The sequence below is a fragment of the Pseudomonas folii genome (assembly GCF_014357575.1).
Lineage (GTDB): Bacteria > Pseudomonadota > Gammaproteobacteria > Pseudomonadales > Pseudomonadaceae > Aquipseudomonas > Aquipseudomonas folii.
Genome location: NZ_JACONW010000282.1, coordinates 1 through 2,760, shown reverse-complemented (window position 1 = coordinate 2,760; position 2,760 = coordinate 1). Strand labels below are relative to the sequence as shown.

Genomic DNA, 2,760 nt, shown 5'->3' with positions numbered 1-2,760 from the left:
AGACCGCATTTCTTTGTTGGAGCGAGTGGCCGCCAATGCCCGGGTCATCCACGAAACTGGCATACTAAGCGCCGATTCAACTTCTGAATCGGCGTTGTCGTTTGGCTGCGCTGCTGAGTCATGAGGATTACCGGTGAAGAAAATCGCTGTGTTCGCCGATGTACAGAACCTCTATTACACCGTCCGGCAGGCCCATGGTTGCCATTTCAACTATGCGGCGTTGTGGGCGGATATCAGCAAGCGCGGGGAAATCGTCGAGGCGTATGCCTATGCCATCGACCGTGGCGACAGCAAGCAGCAGCAATTCCAGCAAATCCTCCGCAACCTCGGTTTCACCGTCAAACTCAAGCCCTACATCCAGCGCAGCGATGGGTCGGCCAAGGGTGACTGGGATGTGGGCATCACCATCGATATCATGGACGTCGCGCCACAGGTCGACGAAGTGGTACTGGCCTCCGGCGATGGCGATTTCGATTTGTTGCTCGAGCGCATCATCAGCAAACATGGTGTCGAAGCGGTTGCCTATGGCGTGCCGGGGCTGACCGCCAACTCGCTGATCCGCGCCGCCAGTCGTTACGTGCCCATCGAAGGCGCGTTGCTTTTACGTTGATTTTTTAAGGGTTCAGGCACGTGTTGGAACAAGTAGCGGTCATCGACTTCGAAACCACCGGTATTTCTCCCGGCCAGGGCTGCCGTGCCACGGAGATTGCCGTGGTGATCATGGAGCAGGGGCGCATCGTCGATCGCTTTCAGAGCCTGATGAACGCCGGTGTGCGGATTCCTGGCTTCATTGAGTCGCTGACCGGCATCAGCAACAGCATGATTCGCACCGCGCCGTTGGCCGAGCGGGTCATGAGTGACGTGGCTGATTTCGTTGGGACGATCCCGTTGGTGGCGCATAACGCCTCGTTCGACCAGAAGTTCTGGGATTACGAGCTGTCACGCATCGAGCGCAGTCGCCCGCAAAGCTTTGCCTGTTCACTGCTGTTGGCGCGACGCTTGATGCCGAGTGCGCCCAATCACAAGCTTGGCACCCTGACCAGCTATGCGCGCCTGCCCAATACCGGCAAGGCTCACCGGGCAATGGCCGATGCCGAAATGGCAGCCAACCTCACTGCGTACCTGACCCATGAACTGCGCCACACCCACGGCCTTTCTACAATCTCTCATCAATTGCTCTGCACGCTGCAGAAAGTGCCTGCGGCGAAAATCAGCGACGCCATCAAGCGTCAGCGCGGATTTTAACGGCGTTCTTTATAGCCTTACGTTCAGTCTCTACAGCGGATCGAGCCGGGCTAATGGCGAAAGCCGCAGGCGGTGCAGGCCGGAATAGCCCGGACAGGGTAAACTGCGCGCCATCTCGCGTGATTTATCTACGGTATTCCAATGACATTCGCCACACTCGGCCTGATCGAACCCCTGCTGCGCGCTCTTGAGACGCTCGGCTACCAGACTCCGACGCCTGTTCAGGCGCAGGCGATTCCACCGGTCCTTGCCGGGCGTGACCTGATGGCCGCAGCCCAGACCGGTACTGGCAAAACTGCCGGTTTTGCTTTGCCACTGCTGCAACGCCTGACCATGGAAGGCCCGAAAGTCACGCCCAACTCAGTGCGTGCGCTGGTGCTGGTGCCGACCCGGGAGTTGGCCGAGCAGGTCCACGAGAATATTCGTCAGTACGCCGAGCACCTTCCGCTGAGCACCTATGCCGTCTACGGCGGCGTGAGCATCAACCCGCAGATGATGAAACTGCGTAAGGGCGTCGATGTACTGGTTGCAACACCGGGACGCTTGCTCGACCTCTACCGCCAGAACGCAGTGAAGTTTTCCCAGCTGCAAACCCTGATTCTCGACGAAGCTGATCGCATGCTTGATCTGGGCTTCTCCGAAGAACTGCGCGACATCTACAAGGCGCTGCCCAAGAAACGGCAGACGCTGCTGTTCTCTGCGACCTTCTCCGACGCCATCCGCCAGTTGGCCGCGCAGATGCTCGACGACCCACTGACTATCGAAGTCAGCCCGCGCAATGTGGCGGCGTCTTCGGTCAAGCAATGGGTGGTGACGGTCGACAAGAAGCGCAAGCCTGAATTGTTTATCCATCTGCTGAAAAAACTGCGCTGGTCTCAGGTTCTGGTGTTCGCCAAGACTCGCGTTGGCGTCGATCAACTCGTGGATCGTTTGCAGGGGCTGGGCATCAGTTCTGACGGTATTCACGGCGACAAGCCGCAAGCGACACGTCAGCGTGCGCTGGATCGCTTCAAGGCCAGTGAAGTACAGATTCTGGTGGCGACCGATGTTGCTGCGCGCGGTCTGGATATCGATGATTTGCCAACCGTGGTCAACTTCGACCTGCCGATCGTCGCTGAAGATTACATTCATCGTATTGGTCGCACCGGCCGGGCAGGCCTGACGGGTGAGGCCATTTCGCTGGTATGCGCTGACGAAGTGGAATTGCTGTCAGCGATCGAAACCCTGACTCGCCAGACGTTGCGCCGTGAAGAAGAACCGGATTTCGAACCGGAACACCGCGTGCCAACCACCGATGCCAGCGGCCAGATCCTGAAGAAACCGAAAAAGCCGAAGAAACCCAAAACCTCCGGTGGCGGCAAACGTAACCTGGGCAAATGGATCGACAGTGGCGACGCTGCGCCGGAGGCCCCATCGGCCAAGCCTGTGCGTAAAGTCCCGGTCTTCAACACCGGGCCGCGCAAGAAGAAGCCTTGATGTAAATAAAAGAGGGTATGAGCGACGCCTTACCTGTGG

3 protein-coding genes are annotated in these 2,760 nt (G+C 58.5%); all 3 read left to right on the top strand.

Features of this window, described 5'->3' with window-relative positions; translation table 11 throughout:
- Nucleotides 1-133: 133 nt before the first annotated feature.
- The 3 genes from H8S59_RS26690 (at nucleotide 134) to rhlE1 (ending at nucleotide 2,721) form a co-directional block, all read left to right on the top strand.
- Complete coding sequence (locus H8S59_RS26690) at nucleotides 134-610, top strand: NYN domain-containing protein (RefSeq protein WP_027902939.1); 477 nt, start codon at nucleotides 134-136, stop codon at nucleotides 608-610.
- Nucleotides 611-633: 23 nt separating this feature from the next.
- Nucleotides 634-1,245, top strand: coding sequence for a 3'-5' exonuclease (locus tag H8S59_RS26685; RefSeq protein WP_187523351.1), 612 nt, complete (start codon nucleotides 634-636; stop codon nucleotides 1,243-1,245).
- Nucleotides 1,246-1,386: 141 nt separating this feature from the next.
- Nucleotides 1,387-2,721 carry an RNA helicase RhlE1 gene (rhlE1, locus tag H8S59_RS26680; RefSeq protein ID WP_095100381.1) on the top strand — a complete coding sequence of 445 codons (1,335 nt, stop codon included), beginning with the start codon at nucleotides 1,387-1,389 and terminating at the stop codon, nucleotides 2,719-2,721.
- Nucleotides 2,722-2,760: the final 39 nt, after the last annotated feature.